General features: G+C 70.0%; 3 protein-coding genes. 2 read left to right on the forward strand and 1 reads right to left on the reverse strand.

The window, feature by feature from the left end:
* On the forward strand, positions 1-918 hold a 918-nt coding region (locus MIC448_RS12835), incomplete at its 5' end, for an SseB family protein (RefSeq protein ID WP_207875941.1).
* Positions 919-1,034: 116 nt separating this feature from the next.
* The gene (gene ligD / locus MIC448_RS12840) at positions 1,035-2,060 is read left to right on the forward strand and encodes a non-homologous end-joining DNA ligase (protein ID WP_036300404.1); all 1,026 of its coding nucleotides are present in this window, start codon (positions 1,035-1,037) and stop codon (positions 2,058-2,060) included.
* A gap of 50 nt (positions 2,061-2,110) precedes the next feature.
* Here the strand turns inward: ligD and MIC448_RS12845 are convergent, their stop codons facing one another.
* Entirely contained in the window at positions 2,111-3,142 is a 1,032-nt protein-coding gene (locus MIC448_RS12845) for an ATP-dependent DNA ligase (protein ID WP_036300407.1), read from the reverse strand.
* Positions 3,143-3,167 lie beyond the last annotated feature (25 nt).

Genomic DNA, 3,167 nt, shown 5'->3' on the forward strand with positions numbered 1-3,167 from the left:
TCCGTCCCGAACCTACGAGCGGGTAGTCCAGCCGGGCCCGCTGAGGCCCCGCCGCAGACCGAGACGGTGCCGGGTCTGCGCGACAACGTGCTGCTCGCCCAGGCGCTCGGCAAGCTCGATTCGCCCGCCAAGCCCGAGCAATTGCTCGACGTGATGCGTCAGCTGCTCCAGAACCACTTGTTCCTGCGGATCAAGGGTGATGCCCGAGCGATGCTCGCCGAGGGCCGCGAACTTCCGCTCGCTGTCGCCCGCCGCGGCGACGACGCCTACGTGCTCGTCTACAGCACGGGGACGGCGTTGCAGGCTGCGCTGTCGGCCGACGGCGATTCGGGGACCTCGGCGGTCGGTCAGCCGGCGCTCACGATCCTCAAGCACGTTGTCGCCGGCACGTACGCGGGTCTGATCGTCGACGGATCGTCGGGCCCCGCGCGCGCCGTGATGCCCCGCGCCGTCATCGAGGCCGCGGTCAATCAGGCCGACCCCGATTTGCGGATCAAGACCGCGCTCGCGGCGCCCCGCACCGCCGAGACCGCGGCGACGGTTGCGACTGCGCTTACCGAGGCGCCGTTGTTCGTCGCCGTGAACGAGACGGGCCCCGCGGTCGAGGGCGAGGCGCCGCGCTTCGGCATCGCCGAGTCGAGGACGTCCGATGGCCGCCGCCTGATCGAGGTCTATTCGCACCCGCTCGAGGTGATCGCGCGCGGCCGGGGCGATCGTCCCATGCCGTTCCTGCCCGAACAACTCGGTGCGTCGCTGCGTGACCATCCGTCCGTCGCGGGCGTGATCGTGGACGCGGCGGGGCCCTGGATCATCCTGGATCGTGACGCCCTCGCGCCGGTGATCGCGTTGCCGGCGCCCCCGAAGCCCGATGCCCCGTCTGCGCAGTCCGCCGATGCTCCCGAGGCGCCGTCCGCGTAGCCGCCCTCTCGGACCCGCACCTTCCGGTCCCGCGTCTATGGGGTGTGAGGGTGCGGCATCCGTCGATCCGACGCAAGGGGGTGACGGATGCCGCGGCACCGCCCTAGGGTCAAACCATGGCCAGCGAGCGCATCACCCTCACCGTTCCCGGACCGGAGGGCGACCGCGAGGTCGGGCTCTCGAGCCCGAATCGCATGCTGTGGCCCGAGGTCGGCATCACGAAGCACGAGCTCGCCGAGTACATGATCGCGGTGTCCGTGCCGTTCCTCACGGCGAACGGCGATCGGCCGGTTTCGCTCGAGCGTTACCCCGACTCTGTCGCGGGCGAGAGCTTCTTCTCGAAGAACCCGCCGAAGGGGGCGCCCGCCTACGTCGAGTCCGTCACCGTGACGTACAACAGTGGCCGCAGGCATCCGCAGCTCGTCCTCACCGAGACGGCCGCCGTGCTCTGGGCCGTGCAGATGAACACTGTCGTGTTTCACCCGTGGGCGTCGCTCGCGGGCGACACCGACAACCCCGTCGAACTGCGCATCGACCTCGACCCGCAGCCCGGAACCGACTTCGCCGATGCGGTCGTCGCGGCCCACGGCCTGCGCGAGGTGTTGCGCGAGGCCGGGCTGGAACCGTGGATCAAGACGAGCGGCAACCGCGGCCTGCACGTCTTCTGCCCGATCGAACCCACCCACGAGTTCCTCGACGTGCGCCACGCCGTGATCGCCGCCGCGCGCGAGCTGGAGCGCCGGATGCCCGACCTCGTCACGACCAACTGGTGGAAGGAAGAGCGCGGCGAGCGCATCTTCGTCGATTTCAATCAGGCCAACCGCGATCGCACGATGGCCGGCGCATACAGCCCGCGCGCGCTCGCGACCGCGACCGTCTCAACGCCCGTGACCTGGGACGAACTGGATGAGGTGGACCCGGCATCCTTCACCGTCCGCTCGATTCCCGAGCGGCTCTCCGTTACCGGGGACCCGTGGGCGGGTCTGCTCGATCGTCGCGGCCGCATCGACGTGCTGCTGGAGTGGTGGCAGCGGGACCAGGATGCGGGACTCGGCGAACTGCCGTTCCCGCCCGAGTTTCCGAAGATGCCGGGCGAGCCACCGCGGGTGCAGCCGAGCCGCGCCCGCAAGCCCGACGCCTGAGCGCCGCGTTTCATCTCGTCGCTGCCGCTCCTCGCTCAACGCACGGAGCGTCAGTCGAGCACGCGCCCGAGGTCGTAGGCCGAGACCTGCTCGAGCTGATCGAAGCGACAGGATGCCGGATCCCGGTCGGGACGCCAGCGCTCGAACTGCACGGTGTGCCGAAAACGCATGCCCTCGAGCTGGTCGTACCGCACCTCGAGCACGCGCTCGGGTCGCAGGCGCACGAACGAGACATCCTTCGATGCCGAGAAGCGTGACCGGTCGGTCTCTCCGGTGACCGCATCCCCGGCATCGTCGCGCTCCACCAGCGGGGCGAGTTCATCGACCAGCTCGAGCCGCCGTTTGTCGCTCCACGCGGCGACCCCGCCGACGCCGCGCAGCGCACCGGACGAATCGTAGAGCCCGACCAGCAGCGACCCGACACCCTGCCCGCTCTTGTGGATGCGGTACCCGAGGGCCACGACATCCGCGGTCCGCGCGTGCTTGATCTTCAGCATCGTGCGTTTTCCCGGCGCGTACGGCTGATCGAGCGGCTTGGCGACCACGCCGTCCAGACCCGCGCCCTCGAACTCGTCGAGCCAGCGGCGCGCGAGCGAGGCATCCGTCGTCGTCCGCGTCAGGTGGATCGGATGCGGCACCCCGCCCAGCAACGTCTCGAGCCGCGCGCGACGCTCGGCGAAGGGCGTGTCGAGGAGCGAATCACCCCCGACGTCCAGCAGATCGAATGCGATTAACATCGCCGGAGTCTCGGCGGCAAGCCTCTGCACGCGCGAGTCGGCGGGATGGATGCGCTGCGACAGGGCTTCCCAATCGAGGCGCTGAGAGCCATCGGGTCCCACGGCGACGACGATCTCGCCATCGAGCACGCACGGTTCGGGCAACAGCCGCGCGAGCGCCTCGACGAGTTCGGGAAAGTACCGCGTCAGAGGCTTGGCGCCGCGCGAGCCGAGTTCGACCGACTCGCCGTCCCATGACGCGATGACGCGGAAGCCGTCCCATTTCGGTTCGAAGCTCAGGCCCGCGCGATCGGGGATCGCGGGCACCGCCTTCGCGAGCATCGGCGCGGGGATGTCGTGTGACATGGGTTCCCTCCTACGTCCGCGCGGG

Origin of the sequence: Microbacterium sp. C448, from assembly GCF_000582705.2 — a bacterium.
In the GTDB taxonomy this organism is placed as follows: Bacteria; Actinomycetota; Actinomycetes; order Actinomycetales; family Microbacteriaceae; genus Microbacterium; species Microbacterium lacus_A.

What these genes read in the sequence shown, in the direction of transcription:
- MIC448_RS12845 (WP_036300407.1), bottom strand. Translation starts at nt 3,142, where the DNA reads ATGTCACACGACATCCCCGCGCCGATGCTCGCGAAGGCGGTGCCCGCG.
- ligD (WP_036300404.1), top strand. Translation starts at nt 1,035, where the DNA reads ATGGCCAGCGAGCGCATCACCCTCACCGTTCCCGGACCGGAGGGCGAC.